Origin of the sequence: Nesterenkonia aerolata (genome assembly GCF_031470965.1) — a bacterium.
Taxonomy (GTDB): Bacteria; Actinomycetota; Actinomycetes; order Actinomycetales; family Micrococcaceae; genus Nesterenkonia; species Nesterenkonia aerolata.
This window is the reverse complement of sequence record NZ_JAVKGR010000039.1, coordinates 1-3071: the sequence shown is the minus strand read 5'-3', so window position 1 is coordinate 3071 and position 3071 is coordinate 1. Positions and strand designations below refer to the sequence as shown.

Sequence of the window (3071 nt, the reverse complement as noted above, 5' to 3'; positions counted from 1 at the left end):
CTGGCCAAGCACGTCTTGGACCTGGACCAACAGCTTACCGCCAACGAGAAGCAGCTCAATGAGCTGGTCAAAGCCAGCGAGGCCGCGCCCCTGCTGGAAGAGAAAGGGTTCCAAGCGATTACTGCCGCGAAGTGCCTCACCGCATGGTCCCACCAAGACAGAGTCCGCAATGAGGCAGCCTTCGCTTCCCTAGCCGGGGTCAACCCTATCCCCGCCTCGTCCGGGAACACGGTCAGACATCGACTGAACCGCGGCGGTGATAGATCCCTGAACAGCGCCCTGCACATGGTCGCGATATCGAGGATGACCCATGATGCAGAGACCCGCAGGTACGCCGAGAAACGACGTGCCACCGGGCGCACCGACCGAGAGATCCGCCGCTGCCTTAAGCGCTACCTTGCCCGCCGCGTCCACCGAACACTGAACGCCTCAGCCACAGCTGCGAATGCGGTTTGACAGACATAGAAGAGTCCCCCCGGATCATCACATGACTGGGGGCAAACGATCATGCCCAGGAACCGGACCGGCCAACCCCTTCATCCTTCTGGACTCCGAGGCCACCTACAAGCTAACGGGGTAATGGATGTGGCTCTGTGTCAGAGCCCGGGTCTGTGTCGCTCGGTGCAAAGTCCCGGCGACGGACAGTCCGACTCGGGTCGTCCCTCGCGCTCACAGTTCCCACACCCACAGGGCAACCATGCTCCACACACATCGCTGCCGCCGGTGTAGTCGTCAAACCGCATCACTCTGCATTGACCGCACCAGCAGTCATCCCCGCACTTTTCACAGTCCATGTGGATCCGTTCCTGCCCCACGTGGGGATCTGCAGGGACTACGGGCAACCCGCCACTGCAAGCGATACAGGTTTCGCTGTCGCCGACGTCCTCGCAGCTCGGACTGCACCGCTGGCACTCACACCAGGAGCTAGTCCCACCGGGATCGCAATAGCACGCGACGAACACGCTCTGGATGCGATAGTCGCAGCTGTTGCAGATGCAGCTGACCTCTCCGCATCCCTCACATCGAGTGCAAGCGCACACCTCCGGCACCAGCGAGCTCAGAGGCCTGAAGCACCAGGGGCACGTTCCGGCGAACTCCTCCAGCTCGTTCCTGAATACCAGTAGCGACAAGTCACCAGTGGGTGCGGGAGACAGGGCAGTAGGCATAGTAGTTGTCACAGTGTCCACTTCCTCGTTCTTCTTTCCCGGCGCTTTCGCCGCTCTCAGACTGTGGAGGGGGCCGGTGTGAACGCGAGGCCCGCGGGGTCTGCTGGTGATGGCTTGTCCCGTCTCCTTGTACCGGGCCCGACGGTCTTCGCGCTCGTTCTCTTTGACGATGTCCACCACGGAGTCGTACCAGGAAACCATCAGGCAGCCACCGGTCTTCTGTGCCACGTGCAGGCGGGGTCTTCACAGCTATCTTGGTCTCGGTGCTCCCGGGCGACCTCAGGCCATCCCGCCTCACTCCGGTAGCAGTCCAGCCAGTCCCGGCCACGGTCTGAGGCTTCTGCCGTGACTGCCACAGCCGAAGCCTCGTCGGTGATGCGGTGTTCGAATTGGAGAGCTTCCAGCACGGCCGCTTCAGCTTCCTCAGCATGGTCTTCAGGCACTGAGAGCACGATCTCGTCGTGGACAATGCCGCGCAGGCTCGGCAGCAGCCACCGCGGCAGTCGCAGCAGGCCTTCCATCATCAGATCACGGGCGGTGCCCTGGCCGATCATCGCGGGAGCCTGCGTATACTCCTTCCCAGGCGCGACCCGCATGCGCCGGCCAAAGGCATTGGCGATGATCTGTTTCCTGCCCTCTTCTCGGACCCACCTCTTCCAGGCAGCCAGGGCGGGAAACTTCTCATCCAGGGAAGCCAGCTGCATCGCAGCCTCTCCCTGCGATATCCCTGCTCCTTGAGCCAAACCAGCCGCCCCCATCCCATAGGTGGTGGCATGGGTGATCGCCTTGGCCTCAGAGCGACGAGGATGTTTGCCGGCACCAACCCAACCCTCGGAGCCAAACACTGCGGCTGCCATCTCCGAGTGCAGATCCTTATCCGGTTCCAGAGCCGCGATGTAACCCTCATCCTGGGCGTGCATCGCGATTGCCCGGGCATCAACCTGTCCGAGGTCCGCGCTGATAAGCACGTGACCCTCATCGGGTAGCAGAAGGGCTCGCTCGACGATATTAGACCGGTCCCGCTTACCCATCACAGTCAGGCCAGGTTTGGTCACAGAGATCCGGCCGGTTGCCTGGGCTGCACTGACCTCAGGATGAATCCGCCCATCAGATCTGGTGTTCTGAAGGATCGTCTGCGCGGTGGAGCGCTCTCCGTTGAAAGCCAGCAGGGTCTGACACAGCTCCACGACGGCCGGATAATCGCTGTGCTCCTCGATCATCTGATTCATCGCGTCTTTGCCTGTGGCGACCTCACCGGTCTTCGTCCGAACAGGCTGCACGCCCAGGTCCGCGAAGGCCTTCTCCAGAGCAGCCCTGCCTGCCACAGTGGTGTGAGGCTTCTTACCGCCCATCGGCAGGCCATAGACTTCGTGCAGCTTCTGCTTCTGCTGCTCAGTCCGTGTCTCACGCTGGGCAATCAGAGCCTTAGCAAGATCCAGATCAACTCTGAAGCCCTGACGGGTGATGTGACTCAGCCGCCACAGGACTTTGTGCTCCCGAAGAACGTAGTCGTCGACCACCAGGGATTTGGACAGCTCGCGCACCAGCTCCACATCCTGGATGAGGTACCGGATGTAGTCCGGATGATCAGTGGGGATCTTGTCGAAACCGCCGAATTCCTTGGCCAGAGTCTTCAACACCGAGGTCCCCTCGGAGGCGACTTTTCCCTCACCGAGAACCTTCTGGGCGAGAGCCTCGAGGTTGTAGCGACGCACGTCGCTCTTACCCGAGAGAGGAGGATCGTTTTGACGGGCGACCAAATGGGTATCGATCACCCGGTGATGCTCTACTAGATTCCCGAGATCTAACCCGTGGTACCTCTCAAGGGCGGGCAGATCAAAGGCCAGCACTGAACCGTCCTGGGTCTTGTTCCGATCTGTTGAGCAGAGAGGATAGGGACTATGG

Annotated in this window: 2 protein-coding genes; one reads left to right on the top strand and one right to left on the bottom strand. The window is 61.3% G+C overall.

From position 1 onward, the window contains the following. On the top strand, positions 1–456 hold a 456-nt coding region (locus tag RIL96_RS13205), incomplete at its 5' end, for a transposase (RefSeq protein WP_310549477.1). Between the two features lie 910 nt (positions 457–1366). Here RIL96_RS13205 and RIL96_RS13200 read toward each other — a convergent pair. After that, positions 1367–2941, bottom strand: a complete 1575-nt coding sequence (locus RIL96_RS13200; protein ID WP_310549476.1) for a DNA polymerase — start codon at positions 2939–2941, stop codon at positions 1367–1369. Positions 2942–3071: the final 130 nt, after the last annotated feature.